This window comes from Rhodopirellula sp. J20-39, from assembly GCF_057365095.1.
Genome location: NZ_CP195123.1, coordinates 1,301,024 through 1,318,278, shown reverse-complemented (window position 1 = coordinate 1,318,278; position 17,255 = coordinate 1,301,024). Strand labels below are relative to the sequence as shown.

Sequence of the window (17,255 nt, the reverse complement as noted above, 5' to 3'; positions counted from 1 at the left end):
GCCCAAAGTGCGGTTGCAAGAATCATCGAAAACGCCCGATGTCACTCTTGTCGCCACACGAGGCGCCATCACAACAGGCACCATCGTTGTATGACGGGAACCCCAAAGCGGCTCTCCGGATTGCCTACGAGGCTTCAAACGTGAAAACATGAGATCTGGGGGCTCCATGACGGTAAGGATCTGATGACGCAACCCGCCTACCTTTCCGAAAAGGTTGTTGGTCATCGTCGGCAATTCGCTAGAATAATACGGCTACTCGAGATGGTTCGATACCCGAGGATTCATGTCGCTACCATCGTTTCACCCACAAGGGGCTCCATTGCGTTTCTCATTCATTCGTCCCGCTGTGCTCGTGATTGCATTGTTTTGCGTTGGCGGGCTTCCATTGGCCGCCCAGACCGCGGTTGGACCGGCCGAGAGCTCCCAGGACACTCCGTCTGAAACCGCTCAAATTGAGTCCGCAATTTCGGACCTGGCCAGCGATTCTTACCTGCGTCGCAAGCGAGCCACCACCCAACTAATGCAAATCGGTGCCGCCGCAGTCGCCGCGCTAGTTGATCAACTCGAATCCGGCGATCTGGAAACGACCGAACGCGTTTTGAGCGTCCTTCAAGAGGTTGCGATCCGGTCGCCCATCGGCCCGAGCAGTGAAGCGGATTCGGCGGCGCCAGGGTCTAATTCTCAAGACCTAGCCTGGGAGCAACTCGAACGGATTTCGACCCTCGGTGGCAGTCGCGGCACCCGAGCCAAGCTGGCCGTCAAAGAAGTCCGAGATGTCCGGCGGACTCGGGCGGTCCAAATTCTGGGCGACAACGGCGTCTTCATCGGGATGACCGACTTCATCATCGGGGCTCGCGAGCAAATCAAAGAGATCGTTGAAATCGATGACACCTTCACCGGCGACATGCGATTGATGGATCTGTTGCGATGGGTCGACGGAATTGAATTCGCTCGCATCAAAGGCTCGGCGATTCGCAACGAAGTCCTGGCCGGGATCATCCAAATGCCTGACCTGCAAACCCTTTCGATCATGCAAGGGGATTTGTCCCTGGACGAATTGAAGACGCTCGGTGGAATCGACGAGCTTCGCAATCTTGAACTGCGTTACGTGCCGATGAACGGCGAACGGGTTGATCAACTGGCAAAACTTCCAATTCGAGTGTCACTGACACTGAACGGAACCGCTGCTCCTATTGATCGAGTTGAAGCGTTACGCCGCACGGTTCCCGGTTTGACCATCGATTTGAAACAAGGCGGATTTTTGGGCGTTCGTTGTTTTGACAATTTCAACGAGTGTCTAATCAACGAAGTAATCATCGGGAAGGCTGCCGAGAAAGCGGGACTGTTGCCTGGCGACGTAATCGTGAAAGCCGATGGCAAGCCGATCAAGCAATTCAAAGATCTACAGGAAGCGATCAACGCCCACGTTCCTGGCGATACGATTGAGATCAATTACCGACGCGGCATGACTGACTTTCAAACGAAGGCCAAACTGGGCAAGTTGGAAGACCACTGATGGAATCGCCCAAGGTCCCACGCGGCAAGGATACCCGCACCAACGTCCAAAGCCCTCAGTCTGCAACACCCGATTTCCAACGACTCGCCGACACTCGTGTACGCAGTCGCTTGCGGAAAAACCTGCTTGGTTGGTTTGCGGATACGGCTCGTGATTTACCCTGGCGACGCGACCCGACGCCCTACAAGGTGTGGGTCAGCGAGATCATGTGCCAGCAAACGCAAATCGCGACCGTGATCCCGTACTTCGAACGTTTCATCGAAAAATATCCCGATGAATCGGCGTTAGCACAAAGTGATGAAGCCGAGCTGATGCGGTTATGGGAGGGCCTTGGCTATTATCGTCGTGCCCGCAGCCTACGTGCCGCGGCACAGGTCATTGTAGAACAACACCATGGCAAGTTCCCGCTTACCTTTGATGAGGTGCTCGCGTTACCTGGGATTGGACGGTACACCGCCGGAGCGATCCTTTCGATCTCGCAAAACCAACGGCTACCGATTTTAGAAGGCAATACGATCCGGGTTTTCAGCCGGTGGATTGGGATGCGAGATCCCGTAGACGAAAAGGCGACTCAAGACGTCCTTTGGCAACTATCCGAAACCATGTTGCCAGCGATCAAGTCTCGGCAGGCGAACCAATCACAAAGTCGCGACCTGGGGCCGGCCGCTTTCAATCAAGCCGCCATGGAACTGGGTGCATTGATTTGCACGCCACGCCAACCAAAATGCCTGTTATGTCCCGTCGCCTCGCAATGCGAAGCCTATCGGATGGGTTGGCAAGAAGAGATCCCTCGCAAGCTGGGCAAAACCAAATACGAATCACGCACCGAATACGCCGCGTTGCTTCAAGACACTTCCAAGCGTTGGCTTGTCCGGCAATTGCCCAAAGGCGTTCGCTTCGCCGGCATGTGGGACTTCCCCAAGGCGGGACCGCCTCAAGCAAACTCGGCCCAGAACTTCGAACGCTGGCTATCGAGTGAACTGGGTGGCGAAGTTTGTCTGGGTGAAGTGAATCACACCATGAAGCATGCCGTTACGAAATACCGCATTACGTTGCAGGTTCACCGTGCAGACTGGAAACCCGATCGAGATACCGCGTCCAAAACAAAAACCAATCCACTACCGGCAGGATGGAAATACTGCACGGCGGCGCAACTGTCCAAGCTTCCGATGAGCGCGACTGGACGAAGGCTGCTTGAGCGGGTCACATCGCAAGCCGGTTGACGCATTACCGCGTCCATCGAGCGGAAAACGTTTACTGTCACTTCCACTCGCGATTACGATCTCCTGCAAAAAGTCATGACACGTGTGGTGAACGACGTGAGTTGCTCGAAGTTCGGTTACGCTCTCAGATCGACACCCGATTGTGGCTGACTGGCCCAACGGGAGCTCGACGTGGTGACCGCGGGCGTCTCCTTCGGCGCAGCCCTTACACCGGACCATCCCGCACGTTGACGCGATTCGGCACGCTCTTGCTGTTGCATAAACGCGTTGCCTCCGGATTGTCCCGAGGCATCCCCAAAACGCTGTCCAGACAGATCAGCATCCATGGAATCTGCTGCCGACTCCGTATGGATGTCGAGCCGCTCTAAGCGAATGCCTTGACTTTCCAGCGAGCTGCGCAGTTGCGGCAATTGCTCACGAAGTGCCTGGCTGGCGGCTTCCGTTTCGGTGATCATCTGACCGCTGAGCTGGCCGTTTTGAATATTCAATTGCAACTGCACCGCGCCCAGTTCGTGGGGCGACAATCGCATCCGAATTTGCCCGCCACCGGCCCCCAAGTGCTGGAACCCGCGGCTAACCCGTTGGACCAGCTTGGCTCGTTGCACGGCCGAGAGCGTGTCTGTCCCGGCGGCGGATTTCGTTTCGGTTCCTTTAGTCGCAGCGTTAGATGTACCAGTCTTCATGCTGGTATCAATCTCAGGCGTTGAGGCGGTATCCGTTGGGCTTGAGGTGCTCGTTGAAGCTGCCCCCGCGGAGGCGATTCCCGTCACGGACTTGGCCAATCCTGCGCCACCACTGGCCATTTTCGTTGCCGCTGACGACACCGCGGCCGGTGTGATTCCCGCTGCTGCAGCCGATGCCGGGCTGGGGGCTACCGGCGTCAAGCTGGAAATGTCGATTCCCGCTCTGCCGCCAGCCGACGAACCCGATTTCGGCGACGCGTCCGAAACTTTCCGCTCCGCTGCAACCGCTTCGTTGCCGCGTTGGCTTTCGCCGACGGGTTGTTCAGCCTCTCCGTTACCAGAGTTGCCCCGCGCATCTCGGTCGGAATAGCGTCGGCGTTCCACGCGATCGGGGTTCTTCACGCCATGTTCAGAACCGGAATTCAGTTCGCCGCCTGATTCAGAATCGGCTTCGACTTCGTTGGCTGCTGACTCTTTGGTCGTTTTGATCTCGGGCATGCCATCGCCGGAATCAGCGGATTCAATTTTGGCGTCCGCCTCAACAACCACTTCGGCGTCACGGTCATCCTGTTTCTGTTCCCCGGACTGCGACGCAACAACCGCGATCTCAGCATCGACGACGGCCTCGGGATCTTCCGAGTCAGCATCAGCTTGCGACAGCGCCACCTCGGCTTCAGTCAGTGCGATTTCATCTTCACTGGCATCGGTATCCACCACCTCGGCACTACTGCCGGATTGCTGATCCGTCTCTTGTTCTGTCTTCAGTGATTCAGCCACTTCCTGCTGTTCGACGGACTCGTCGTCTTTAGCGAGCGTTAACTCCGCTTTGGCATCACTGACAGCGGGGGCAGTGTCATCATCCTCATCATCGAGGGCTTCCAAATCGGCAACAGCGTTCCCGTCGGACGATGGTTGCTCGCTCGTGGCGTCGGACACCGGGGCGGCAGGCGGAACGGGTGAATCCGCGATCGCAATCGCTGCAAAGATCTCGGCAAATGGATCGCCCATCCCCGACATGCTGAGCGACTCGGCAGTGCCGCCAATGCGCTGCCGTAATTTAGCGGTGCTACTGTCTAATCGAGCCGATTGGCTAGACGAGGTCAGTAGACTCGCATCTTGCGTAGTTCGTAATTCCGTTGTGCTCATCGCCGGCCCCCCAGCCGTGATCGAACTACATCGAATCAACCAGCGTGATGGATACCGCCGGTGCTATTCGCCACGAAAACGATCGCTGCAAACCAACCCGACAACCCCGTCCATATCGGTGACAGGTGCGGGAAACTAGTTCCCCTGTGCCTCATCAATGAGCGTGGTCGTTGGCATCCCTTCGCCGATTCGACGTAGGATTTCGTGAAGCTTGTCCGTTTCGTCCGGTGTATCAAACTCCGCTAATATATCTTTTCGTTTATCGATGGGCATGTCTTGAATGATATTCACGACATCATCAATTCTTTTATCGTCATACATTCTCATCAGCAGCTCTTTGGACTGTTCCGCTTCGAGGGCTTGTAACGTCCGCTGAACCTCTTTAATGCCTTCTTCTTGGGCTCCCTTGCGAATATCCTCAAGTCGTTGGTCGAACGATTTCCGCCGCTCGTCGAACCGATCACGTTGTTGTTTTAGCTGTGACAACATGGTCGCCAACTCGTCTTTGAACTCCCGCTGACTACGCAAACGCATGTCGATATCGAGACTTTCGCGTTGCCGAGCTTCCAGGATTTCATCGAAGTCAGGTTGCTCGCGGTCTTCATCTTCCTGCAAAATCTGACGCAATTGGTTGCCGGTGATATCGATTCCGTTGACCAACGCGAGCATCTTGGTGACCGATTCACCGCTTAGATTGCCCTTCAAAAAGAAGTATCCAAACAAAATCACTTGGGTCAGGCAGGTCGCAACGCAGACGATACCGATCATTCGCATTAAAAACTTCATCGGTAGAGGTCTCCTTTAAGTTTTCGGGCTGCATTGCGTTTGGCAATGACCATGCGAGCGGTAGTCAAATCATCGGCCTCAGCCTGTTCCCGCTGCAATTGCAAATGGTTGTGTTCGGTTTGACGAGTTTCACGAAGTCGTTCCAAACGTTTCACTTCGGCTTCCGCTTCAACCAGTAACACCCGCCGACGATCCAGTTCTTGCATCAGCGTGCCGCGGGTTTGCCGCAACGACATCTGTTCGGCTTGTAGCTGCAAATCATACCGTCCTTGTTGCAACATACGGTCGACCGACAAATCGGCCGGACGTGACATTGTCCCGCTCTTAGCATCCCCGCCGGTCTGGCCAGCGATCACGCCGGCCGCCTGAGCTCGTAATTGATCGCGTTCTGATTGTAGTTGCTCGATCTGCTCTTCAACGCGGCGAATCGCCTCGTTGGCCTTGCCGACTTCGTTACCCACGTCGTCACGCTGACGCTCGCGAAGTTGCAAAAGAGAATCGAAACGGAACTGAAACGCCATTAAGGCCACGCAATGTGGTGAGGATAACGTGGTAGTGAAATAAACGGAGTGTGCAGTTCAGCTCGGCAAGATGAACGAACGAGACGGCAATCGCTTGATTGCGTCTAAGTTTTCGCGACGGTCGGCGGTGGCGAATTGGCGAGTGCGACGATGACTTGTTGAGCTTGTTCCAAAGGCGTGCGTTCCTCGCTGGATTGCCGCAGCAACAAGTTGATGGGGTCTCGCATGGCGATTGCTGAATCGATGCGTGGATCAGTGCCGCTTCGGTAGGCACCAATCGAGATCAAGTCCTCGCTGTTTTCGTACTGCACCATGTGCTCACGAATCTGCTGCACCGCTTGTCCGACTTCGGGCGTAACCAAATGGTTTTGCAATCGGCTGACGCTTTGCGGAATATCGATCGGCGGAAAGTGACCTCGGTGAGCCAACCGACGGTTCAACACGATGTGTCCGTCCAACAAACCTCGAACGGCATCGGCAATCGGTTCGTTGTGATCGTCACCTTCAACCAAGACGGTATAAAACGCCGTGATCGAACCCTTTTGAGTCCGTCCCGCCCGTTCAACCAACTGAGGCAACATATTAAAGACACTAGGCGGATAACCGCGGGTCGTCGGCGGTTCACCAGCGGCCAAGCCTAGTTCCCGTTGGGCCATCGCAAAACGCGTCACGCTGTCAACTAACAGCAATACGTTGTGCCCTTCATCGCGAAACTGTTCGGCAATACTGGTCGCCGTCATCGCCGCTGACAATCGCTGGGCAGCAGGTCGATCGCTGGTTGCAACAACAACGACGCTCTTCTTTAGCCCGTCAGGGCCGAGTGACTTTTGGATAAATTCGTTGACTTCCCGCCCCCGCTCACCCACCATCGCGATCACCACACGATCGGCATTGGTGCCACGCGTGATCATGCCGAGCAACGTACTCTTCCCCACACCGGAACCCGCAAAGATCCCCAGTCGTTGTCCGATACCGCAGGTCAGCATCGCGTCAATCGCGCGAACCCCGGTTTGCAAAGGCTGATCAATCGGTGGTCGTGAAAGTGAATCGGGCGAGTGGTGCGAAACATCGACGCGGGTCAGATCTTCGCTTAAAGGTTGACCATCGATCGGGCGTCCAAACGCGTCGATGACTCGCCCGCAAAGCGATGCTCCCACACGAAGGCTGAGTGAATTGGAAACCAAACGCACGCGATCGCCTGCGGCCAATCTTGTGATCGATTCCATGGGTGCCAGAATAGGACGCGTGCCATCGAAACCAATCACTCGGGCGAGCGTAGGCTTGGCGTTCGGCGGCATCAATTCGCACAACGCCCCCAACGGTGCAGTCATCCCTTGAACTGTCACAGCATCTCCTGTCACCGATGCCACGCGCCCACGAATTTGGAACATAACCAACGGTTCCAGCGATTCGACAATCGTTTTCGGATCCGGCAATTTAGGAAACGTTAGGGCAGGAACGTCGCTCACAAGTTGTCTCCTAAGGAGCGAACTTCGTCACCCAGCAATTCCTGACGCAAGCGTTCCAATTGGGCGTTCATCCCCGCTCGAATTTCGCCGCCATCTTGCCGCACGACGATGTCGCCGACCGATAGCGATTCGTCCGGAATAACCATAGATTGTTCTGGCAAGTCTGGATTGCTAAGTAAATCGTCGAACGCGCGTCCCAACTCGGCCAACGTGTCGGGATGAACCGCCAACGTCAGCTTGCCTGCCGAACGGGTACTGTGCAGTGCTTCTCTCGCCCATCGCACCAGCAGGTGATCTTCGCCTGTTTCGACGGGACTAACTGTGTCCTCACCGGGTTCCGCAGGCACGCTCAACAGCGAGTCGTTGGGCAATCTAATTTCCCGACGGGTTAACTTTTCTGCTGCCGCGATCGCCGTGACGGTAAGCACCTCCGCGTATTGCTGCATCCAAGCGTCGTACTGGGTCCGCATGAGCATCACGGCTTTGCGTAGTGACTCGACTTGAGCTTGTGCTTTAACTTCCGCTTCGGTTGCGATTCGTTTTTCGATCTCCGCAGCGGCAACCTTTTTGCCTTCGGCGTGTCCGGCTGACTTGGCAGTTTGCTTAATCGTCTCGCCTTGAACGCGAGCCTCTTCCAACATCGCCTCGACCTGTTGCCGACAACTGTTGATTTGTTCGCGGCCCTGCTCAACCAAGTCCGCCAGATTGAAATCCACCAATCCGTTGCTGCCGCTGCGTTCTTTACCGATCACACTGCTCGGCAACCTCGCCGCGACGCCGCCTTTGGCGATCGGCGTCGGATTCGCTGGATCGACATCGTCTTCGCCTGCCTCTAATGCAGTCGCTTCGGTATCCGGTCCGCTGGCTTTCAAAATACGCGCCGAGCCCATCTTGGGACGCAGCCGAATTGCTTCGCCCGCCTTGGTTTCCGCCAGGGTGGGGCGGTCATCTTCAGCACTCGGATCACGATCACCGCCACCGACGGCTTGCTGGAATCGCTTCAGTATCGTTGCCATATTGATTCCGTAGGATCAGCAGTCCGCTTGAATTAAGCGACCGCCATTGCTTGCTGGTTTGCCAATGCGGCGGACGAGCCAGCCTGTGTTGCCGACTTCGTGTTCGGCGCGTCCTCAACCCGACCACGAACCCGTGCGGCTTGTGCCACAATTTCTTTCGCCTGGTCAATCTCGCGAATTTCCATCGAACCAACGGACATCAAATGCTGACGAACTTGGTTGGCTTGGGTGCGAGGCAGGCATCCGATGGCGGCGTCTGCAGTTTGGTTAGGCAGCCCGCAAAGCGTCAAAATGGCGACCCGCGTGTCGACTCGGCCTAACGCTTCGCACAACTGACGAGCAGGCAACTGCACCAATTCACGATGCACATCATCGGTCGATATTCCTGACTTAGATTCGGTTTGGGTTCCCACCGCTGGAGCGTCTTCTCGCGTGATCCGTCGCAAACGATCGGCTGCCAAATCAGCATGTTCAGTACCCCGATCAGTTGTTTGTGGCGAACCAGCATGCCGCGAGACAGGATCGATGTTACCCGACGCAACATGTGTATCTCGTGAACTGGCCCCTGGCTTCGAAGCGGTGGGCATCTCCGCCAAGATCGCTTGCAATCGTGGCGAGACCGCAGCCGCATTGGCCGGAACATGCTGAGCCGCTGACGATGCGTCCCAACTCGACGAACCGAGCTGATGTTCGTTGAGCAGTTGCTGCAGCGGGTTCACGTTGCGGGCCGATTGCATTTGTTCGACGCGACTTTGGAAGCTGCTGGCTAGGTCCGCCAACATTTCTTCAGGCAACGTCTGCAGTCGTCCAATCCGGCTGAGCATGTCTTGTCGCTCGGAATGGTTCAGCCGCGGCAAGAACTGCGCGGCACGCGATGGATCAATCGACGCCAGTACGACCGCTTTGGTTTGCGGATGCTCGTTCTGCAACAGACTCATTAGATCGTCGTCATTCACACGATCCAGGAATCCAAGCGAGCTCGTGGGCTGCGGTTCGGATTCATGTGCGGCGGAATGCGATGAGGAGAATTCCGAGGGATCCTGATTTCCTAGATTTTCCCGGTGGCTCGACGCCATGCGACCGGCGGCACTGAAGCTGACTTCGTCTTCCGCTTCGGTTCGGTAGGATGCGGTCGTTCGTTGACCGGCGTCTCCGTGAGCAGCCTGGCGTTTGATGGTACCTGTGAACGACTCAAGTGCTCGCTTTCGTTCCAACGGATCAACATCGACCAAGGACGCCAACTCTCGACGCACGCGCCGACGGGCTTCGGGACCTAAATCAGCCATCAATTGAGCGGCAACCGACTCAGGCAGATCGCTTAATACGATCGCGATCCGGCGCAGCGAAGCCATGCGGCGAGCTTCGTGTTCAGCTTGGGATGCGGTCGCGTTCAAAATCAATCAGCTCACAGATGGGACGCGGCGAGGAAAACGCAGCGATGTAGCAAAGCGAAAAGGACTTTTTCCGATTCTTTCTCACTTCTACTAAAGTTCCGCTACTCCCGTGAAGGCGAGTTTTTTCACGTGCAATCCACTACGCCTCAACTCCGCCGCCATCCGCTCACCATTCGTCCCCGATTGCCAGCTAATCCCAGGTTGCCAGTCGGTCGGACCAACGTTGTAGCTGGTCGCGATGCTTTTCGATCCCCGCCAAAACGCTCAACAGCACCAATCCCGTGGTGATCCCAAACACCCACCAAGGCCAAACCGCGTCAATTGCCTGCCCAGCGTGCCAAACCATGCTCATCACACCTAAGAACGTGAAGATCGTGCCCAGGTACAAGAACGGTTTCACTCGCAATGCCACTCCCGCCAACATCCCGATCAACGACAAAACCACCAACACAATCGGCCCCCAAAGCGAGGAGCCAACCTCACCGATCAACATGTCCGCCGTACTCGCCAGATAGATGGTCAGCGTGGCAGCGTATCGAATCGCAGACCCGATTTTGGGGTCCAGCGTCTGACGTTGCCAATGTGCAATTGCTAGCACGCACGCAGCGGGCGGAATCAACCAAGCCTGCGGATGCGTCAGGAATCCCCAGCCGGGCGATTGGGTTAGCATCACCCATAACCCCGCATTGGCGAGGACCACGGTTGCCACGCGTGGAAAGCCGTTTTTCCACATCGTTGACATGATCCCGTAGTAGATCGCCCCGACAATTAACAAACCTTGATAGGACGTCGTCCCTCGGTAAAACGTCCAGGACCAATCCTGGTTATGCAAAAAAGTGGCGTACGAACCGCTCAGCCAGAATCCCACAACCGGGATCATTGGCAAGAACATCGCCGTCCGCCGCATAATTTCAGACAACACCTCGTCACGACGATGAATCGCCCACTGAGTCAAACCCACGCTGGTGAACGCGATCACCATGACGACGTACGGCCAAAACTGCCGCAGCCCCAAGTAAGCGATCCCGCTGCGACACAGGAACAAGTGCAGCCACGTTACCGCCGCCACCGCTTGAGCACCGTACAACAGCCACGCTCGGTGACGGTCCGATAGTCGCAACAAGTTGCCCCGCGCCGACAATTCGAACCCTGGACCACTCAGGATTGCAATCAGCCCTGCGATCAAGGCAAGCCCACCCAGCACGAGTCCGACCACCACAATCAGCGGCATTGGCAACCCCACCACGCCGAAGTCAGGGTCACGTAACACCGCTTCCAACCCCAGCATCACGACGAGCGAAACCGACGCCAAGATCGCGCCGATCAAGCCACCTCGTCTCAACGCAGACTGCCATCGATCAACGAACGATGCACTCAATAATTTGGGGATCACCAACATCAACACCGCGATCGCAAGCGTCGAAACGATCAATAACCGCATGGCGGCAACCAGGCTAAACAGTCCAATCTGACTGCCGCTAGCGCCTACAACGGCCAGCAACGAGATTGCAGCCAGCCCAATTCCGACGCATCGATTTCGGCGTCGCCCCGCGACAGCAACGTCACTGAGGTGGGACTGTTCAGCGAGTGCAAACATGCCCCACGCCAACATGCCCAAACTCAAAACGCTCAATCGCGTCCAAGTCGCTGACAGGGTTCCATCTACACCGGCCAAATCGAAACCATGCACCGCGAAACCGACTAACACCAATGTGCACATCGCAGCCAAGCCCATCATCACCCGCTCACTGGCGACACCCAAGGCGGAGTTTGCCAGCCGAGGAATAAGCCATGCCGAAGCGGCACCCGCGAACGAAGCCGCCAAACTCACCACGAGCCAACGCACTTGCTGATCCGCACCAACCACCGTCGCTATCGCCACGGACGCTAACGCGATTCCACCCACGATCAACCATAGCGAACCGCCCCATAACGCTCGAGATTGCCGCCGAGTCGGGTCCAAGTCGACAGCCGAACGTCGCAGCCACGCTGAAGCTCCTACGACCAAGGCAATTCCGCATTGCAAAACGCTTTGCGAGATCGTCGTCTTCAACCGAACAGCGGATGGCCAGTCCTGAGCACCGACTAGGAACAGAATCGCAACGCCCAACATCGGTAACATCAGTGCCGATGCTTCCACATCCGCTCGGTGAGCGGCGTTGGCCTCGTTCGCGAACACTCGATCGCTACGCCACAAAATCACACATGCCCCCGTCCACGCCATCACCCCGGTCAACATCGCATAATCCAAGTCATTGTCGTGGCAAAATAGCATCACCAAGAAACAACCACCGACCACTATTAGCCAACCGAAGATTCGCAAGACAGGCTCAGGCACCGCAGGCACCATTCCGGCTCGCGTCACACGAGCGTTCATCCGCAACAGGCAAATCGCACCGATCACCAATCCCAACATGGCAACGATGCCGAAGAAATCGGTACTCGAAACACTCCAAGACAGCAATGAAAGCTGCCCCTCACTGGAGCGACCGACGTAAACCAGCGAGGTCACAAATAACACCACTGCTTGAACAATCACATGCCAGCTATGAACCGATACGACGCTTCCGGACACGACGCTTTTGGACACAAGGGCACCGGACTCAGCGACATCGCTCCCATCCACTGAAGGATTCCATTTTCTTGCGGCCAACCAGACCAGGGTCGCAGACCCCAAACTGCCAATCAATCCGCACACGATCACGATCGCCCACATCTCGTTCGCATCGAACCATCGCAACGCCAAACCACCGCAAGCCAAATGCCCACTCATCAGCGGGATCGCCAAGGGTATTTGCGAAACCCACGTCCAACGACGCAGCGACAAACTTGCCAGTGCGAACAACGTCATCGCCCAACCCAGCGGCAGGCTCAACTCAACGATTCGTTCAACACCAAAAGTCCAATTGGAACCGAATGCAATTCCCAGCATCACGCAAGCCGCGCTGCCAAATCCAATCAACCGAACCCAACCTGAAGACAACACCGTAGCCGTATCGTCACGCCAGCCACCTGGTTCCACCACCCTCATGTACCGGAACCACTGAATCCCAATCATTGATAACGCACCCAACGCCGTGGCTTGGAACCACACGACGGGCGAGTCGAGTCCAGAGATCGATGCCAACAACCCCGCCGCGAGCGGTAACAACCCCGCCGAAGCAATTCGTTTCGAAACCGATCCTGACCACGCCAGTACAACCGATGCCAAAATCCACCACGCAGCAACGGCCAAGCAGATAAGCCGATCGGGCCCGATCCCAGCGTCTATCGGTTCCCACCATGACGACTGCAACAGAACCGCTGAACCAGCTCCAATCAGCACGGTTGCTGCGACCACAGATACGGCAGACAGAATCGTGTCGGACACCGATCGCCAGCGTGTGATCCCGATCAAACCAACACTTGAGAAGGTGGTCGCCAGCACCGTTTGCCAAGTCGCCACCTCGGTGATCCATTCAGCGCCGATCGCTGCTATGAACAGACATCCGATCCAACCTGTAATTACCACCAGTCGGAAACGATTCTCGGTTGTGGAACCTCGCATACCAAAGAAACACGCCGCTGCGAGTGCAACCAAACCGATACACCGACCGCCAAGATGCCATAGCGACGATGACGGCAACGCCAAAGCCGTCAACGGATTCACTGCAGAATTCTCGAGTGGACCGAAGATAACCGACGCATACTGCCAAAGCGTTGCCACACCAAAAAACGTTGCCGCAGCGGTTAGCACGTTCGCGATTATCGACTCTGCCGTATTCGAATCACGGATCAGCCTTCGCATCGTCAGAACTTCGCGGAGCAGGATCCATGTCACTCCCACACCCAAGATCACACCGCCTAAGCTCCACAGTGCTTGGCTATTCCGCAGGGTCTCCCATCCCCAAAGATCACGCCCCCCCACCAAAGTTGCCATCGAAAATGCGGCGATTAGCGATGCCCCCAGTCCAATCCGCACGCGTTGTAAAATCGGTCGCAACAAGCTAGCGATTCCGCTGGCGACCACGATCGCTGCCAAACAAGCCGCGATCACGATCATCGGCATTCGGCCCCACCACTCGACTGGCGTGTACGACAACACGATGGCCTGGACAGTGACCAACGTCCCCCAAATCCCGGCCCAGCGAAACAGCGACGCTGGTGGCTGGAATTGCCCTGCCTCGTCTCGCCAGCGGCCGAACGAATGCATCACCGATACCAACAAGAGACCAATTAGCAGACAACTCAATGAAACAGCCATCGGTTCACCGCCGATCATCATGCGGTGCAGATCAACCTGATCCCATGCTTGCCCCGCCAGCCACGATGGTGAAGTCATCATTGCTGCCAAACCCATCGGGATCAGCCCATCGACGGTCGGCAACCCGCGTCGCAACAAGCCCGACAAAGCCAATAGTGAAAGGCTGGTCACAATCGCGTGAGCCCACAGCCAAGATGTTTGCTGGATCGCGGCCGGCAAAATGGCTACGACAAGCCCGATGGCAACCACCGTCAAAACGCTGCAAATGAAACGTCGCGTCGCCAAATGTTGCGTCGATTGATCGATCACCGCTCCCAACCGATAGGCTCGATCACCGAATACCAAGGCAATCGAAACCCATGTCGGAATGGTCGAGAGTGCAATCTGAATCCAGGTCGTCCGGCCCCCGTCGCGAAACAGGAACGCCGCATAGGCAATCACACTGACGAAGGAGGCAATCGCGATTCCCAGGTGCAGACATTGGTTCTTCCAAACCCGCCGACCGGTCACTGATGATCGTTGACGGATTCGCTGCGTGGGCTGTGAACGTTTGGACCGATCCAGCCAGAGCATTGAGATCGCGACCGCAATCGATGGCACAATCACGACCCAGCCCGCGGTCGAACCGAGCCAGCGAGCGGCAGAGGGCAACAAGGGTAGTGTGAGCGACGAGGCCACAACACTGGATGTCAGTGCCGCAGCGCCGCCACGTCCAACCAACGCCAACGACGACTGCCAAAGCAACCATCCACAACCGCCGGTCGCCAACAGAATAACCGCAAGCGTTACAGGATCAGCAAGCGACACCGAGTTGGCACTCGCCCCAGCGGCGGCCAGTCCAGCCAGCACACACAACGGAACCAACAACGTCGCGACGATCAAGACAGCACGACTGGTATGCCGTAGTTTCCATCGCCGCATGGTGTAAAGCCCAGCGGCAAAGATGGCCGCGTCGGCTGACATAAACACGACCGCAGGAACCACACGGTGCGCCGCGGTCAATGTGCTCCACAAACTCAGTACAAGCCCGATCGAGCAAACGACAATCAACATGCCCGCGATCAACTCGCCCCAACGAATGTTGTGCTGGGCGAGGAACGATGCAACAACCTCGGCAAAAGCACGGCGAGGATGCGAGGCCGGCTGAACTTTGCCATCCGATGCAATGGCACTCGATTCGAGGACGCTCGATCCAACAACACCGGCTGGCGAAACCGTTTTGGCTGTCACCGCAAGCGGAACGCTCTGAACGCTTGCCGTCTGATCCGGCACCACCGATTGCTCTGGCAAGCTAGCAACCTGACGCGAAGGATCGTCCAACGAATCGACGAACAACTGGGCGGTTCGCTTCATCGCCCTCGCTTCGTCTTCAGGCACACGCCCGGTCGCGATCATTCCATCGATCATTCGCTCAAAGGCGATTAAATCCCGACGCGGGTCCGGCGTTGCGACCGAATCCGACGGTTCGGCTGCACCAGCGGGTTCACTGCCAGTTGATCTACCGCCAGGCGATTGTTTCGTAGAGGCCGACTGACTTGATGAATCAGACGTCAAGCTCGAGAAGATGAGCCGCAGCAGCACCCAAGTTGCGTGTCCCAGAAGGGTAATGATTCCCCATCCGACCACGCAAAAAAATATAATTTCCATCACTGCCGCTCTCGTGAAATCAACGCAAACCTATCAGGAAGCCTAGCTTCCAAGAGGCCACCAACGTTGGACCGGAGCGCGAAAAACAGTGATTTGCCTGGCGATCATCTTGTCGCCGGCCGGAATCCGCCTGAAAAATCGTCCATCGGCCGCCAATCGGCCGATGGGAATCAATAGACGATTCACAAAGATAGGTTACGAGTACGCAATGGCCTGCGAAATGACCTGGCCAACTCAGTAACTCGGATGCCCCAGCTAAATAGCTGGAGGCCGGGATCGGGCTAGCCCAATCCCAAAGCAGCAGCTTCTTCGGTGAAGATCGTTTGAGCTCGATCGGGACCGACCGAAAGCACGCCGACAGGCACACCTACCAGCTCTTCGATGCGTTTCACATAAGCCAACGCTGCTGGCGGGAAGTCGGCCATGGTTCGAGCATCGTCGACCGGTGTATTCCAACCCGGGATCGTTTCTAAGATTGGCTTACAGCGACGCAGTTGATCCGGGTGCGACGGCACGCGATGGATTTCTTTGCCGTCCAGCTCGTAGGCGACGCAGACCTTGAGCTCTTCAAAGTGAGCCAAAACGTCCATCATCATCAACGCTAATCGAGTCACCCCCGAAAGACGAGCGGTGTAGCGAACTGCAACGGCATCAAACCAACCGCAACGACGTGGGCGACCGGTCGTGGTGCCGAATTCATTGCCAAGAGTTCGAATTTTTTCGCCGGTCGCGTCATCCAGTTCCGTCGGGAAAGGACCGCCACCCACACGTGTGCTGTAAGCCTTGCAAACACCCAAGACATGATCGATCCACTTCGGTGGCACGCCGGCACCGGCACAAACGCCGACTCCGCTGCTGTTGCTGCTGGTCACGAACGGGTAGGTCCCGTGGTCGATATCCAAGAGTGCACCCTGGGCACCTTCGAACAGCATTTTCTGGTTTGCTTCGGCGGCATCCAGAATCATGTCCGTCGTGTCAGCAACCATCGGCGCGAGTCGTTCGGCCCAACCGGCTGCCAACGTAACCATCTTGTCCGGTGCGATTGTCTGCAGGTCTTCTTCGGACGCACCAAGCTGTCGCAGTGTGGTGGTTTTCTGTTCGGCAACCTGTGCGATTCGTTCGTCGCGGGAAGGTTCCAACAAGTCGATCATGCGAATCGCGTGAGTCCGGCCGACCTTGTCACGATAGCAAGGACCAATTCCGCGATTGGTCGTGCCAATCGATTCGCCACGAACGGCGGTCGCGTTGATCGTGGCATCTTCGATCATGTGCCAAGGCATAACCAAGTGAGCCCGTTCACTGATCTTCAAATTGTCTTGAACGTTGACGCCGCGAGGCAGCAAGCCATCAATTTCTTGAAGCATCGTGGTCGGGTTGATCACCACACCCGGCGTGATGAAGTTCTGCACATCTTCGTGCAAGATCCCCGAAGGAATATGGTGCAGTTTGTAGACTTCGTCCCCCGCAACGACCGTGTGACCGGCGTTCGCACCACCTTGGTAGCGGATCACACAATCAAAACGTGGGGCAAGCAGATCGACGAGTTTGCCTTTGGCCTCATCGCCCCACTGAAGACCAATCACACAAGTACCAGACAATGGAATATTCCTT

10 protein-coding genes are annotated in these 17,255 nt (G+C 56.5%); 2 read left to right on the top strand and 8 right to left on the bottom strand.

What is annotated here, in order from left to right; genetic code table 11:
* Nucleotides 1-319: 319 nt before the first annotated feature.
* Entirely contained in the window at nucleotides 320-1,516 is a 1,197-nt protein-coding gene (locus tag ACR3ZL_RS04665) for a PDZ domain-containing protein (protein WP_473649052.1), read from the top strand.
* Nucleotides 1,516-2,739: an A/G-specific adenine glycosylase gene (gene mutY, locus ACR3ZL_RS04660; RefSeq protein WP_473649053.1), complete on the top strand. Its 1,224-nt coding sequence runs from the start codon at nucleotides 1,516-1,518 to the stop codon at nucleotides 2,737-2,739. The genes ACR3ZL_RS04665 and mutY overlap by 1 nt, the downstream gene beginning before the upstream one ends.
* Before the next feature lie 116 nt (nucleotides 2,740-2,855).
* Here mutY and ACR3ZL_RS04655 read toward each other — a convergent pair whose 3' ends face one another.
* From ACR3ZL_RS04655 to ACR3ZL_RS04620, 8 genes are all read right to left on the bottom strand, one after another.
* On the bottom strand, nucleotides 2,856-4,568 hold the full coding sequence (locus ACR3ZL_RS04655) for a flagellar hook-length control protein FliK (RefSeq protein WP_473649054.1): 1,713 nt from the start codon (nucleotides 4,566-4,568) through the stop codon (nucleotides 2,856-2,858).
* A 135-nt stretch (nucleotides 4,569-4,703) separates the two neighbouring features.
* A complete protein-coding gene (locus tag ACR3ZL_RS04650; protein WP_473649055.1) occupies nucleotides 4,704-5,354 on the bottom strand; it encodes a hypothetical protein in 651 nt (216 codons plus the stop codon).
* A complete protein-coding gene (fliJ, locus tag ACR3ZL_RS04645; RefSeq protein WP_473649056.1) occupies nucleotides 5,351-5,875 on the bottom strand; it encodes a flagellar export protein FliJ in 525 nt (174 codons plus the stop codon). The genes ACR3ZL_RS04650 and fliJ overlap by 4 nt, the downstream gene beginning before the upstream one ends.
* A 104-nt stretch (nucleotides 5,876-5,979) precedes the next feature.
* Nucleotides 5,980-7,344 carry a FliI/YscN family ATPase gene (locus ACR3ZL_RS04640; protein ID WP_473649057.1) on the bottom strand — a complete coding sequence of 455 codons (1,365 nt, stop codon included), beginning with the start codon at nucleotides 7,342-7,344 and terminating at the stop codon, nucleotides 5,980-5,982.
* On the bottom strand, nucleotides 7,341-8,360 hold the full coding sequence (locus tag ACR3ZL_RS04635; protein WP_473649058.1) for a FliH/SctL family protein: 1,020 nt from the start codon (nucleotides 8,358-8,360) through the stop codon (nucleotides 7,341-7,343). Before ACR3ZL_RS04635 ends, ACR3ZL_RS04640 begins: the two co-directional genes overlap by 4 nt.
* A gap of 32 nt (nucleotides 8,361-8,392) precedes the next feature.
* Nucleotides 8,393-9,754 carry a FliG C-terminal domain-containing protein gene (locus tag ACR3ZL_RS04630; RefSeq protein ID WP_473649059.1) on the bottom strand — a complete coding sequence of 454 codons (1,362 nt, stop codon included), beginning with the start codon at nucleotides 9,752-9,754 and terminating at the stop codon, nucleotides 8,393-8,395.
* A gap of 190 nt (nucleotides 9,755-9,944) precedes the next feature.
* On the bottom strand, nucleotides 9,945-15,644 hold the full coding sequence (locus tag ACR3ZL_RS04625; RefSeq protein WP_473649060.1) for a hypothetical protein: 5,700 nt from the start codon (nucleotides 15,642-15,644) through the stop codon (nucleotides 9,945-9,947).
* A gap of 281 nt (nucleotides 15,645-15,925) precedes the next feature.
* The gene (locus ACR3ZL_RS04620; RefSeq protein WP_473649061.1) at nucleotides 15,926-17,242 is read right to left on the bottom strand and encodes an adenylosuccinate synthase; all 1,317 of its coding nucleotides are present in this window, start codon (nucleotides 17,240-17,242) and stop codon (nucleotides 15,926-15,928) included.
* Nucleotides 17,243-17,255: the final 13 nt, after the last annotated feature.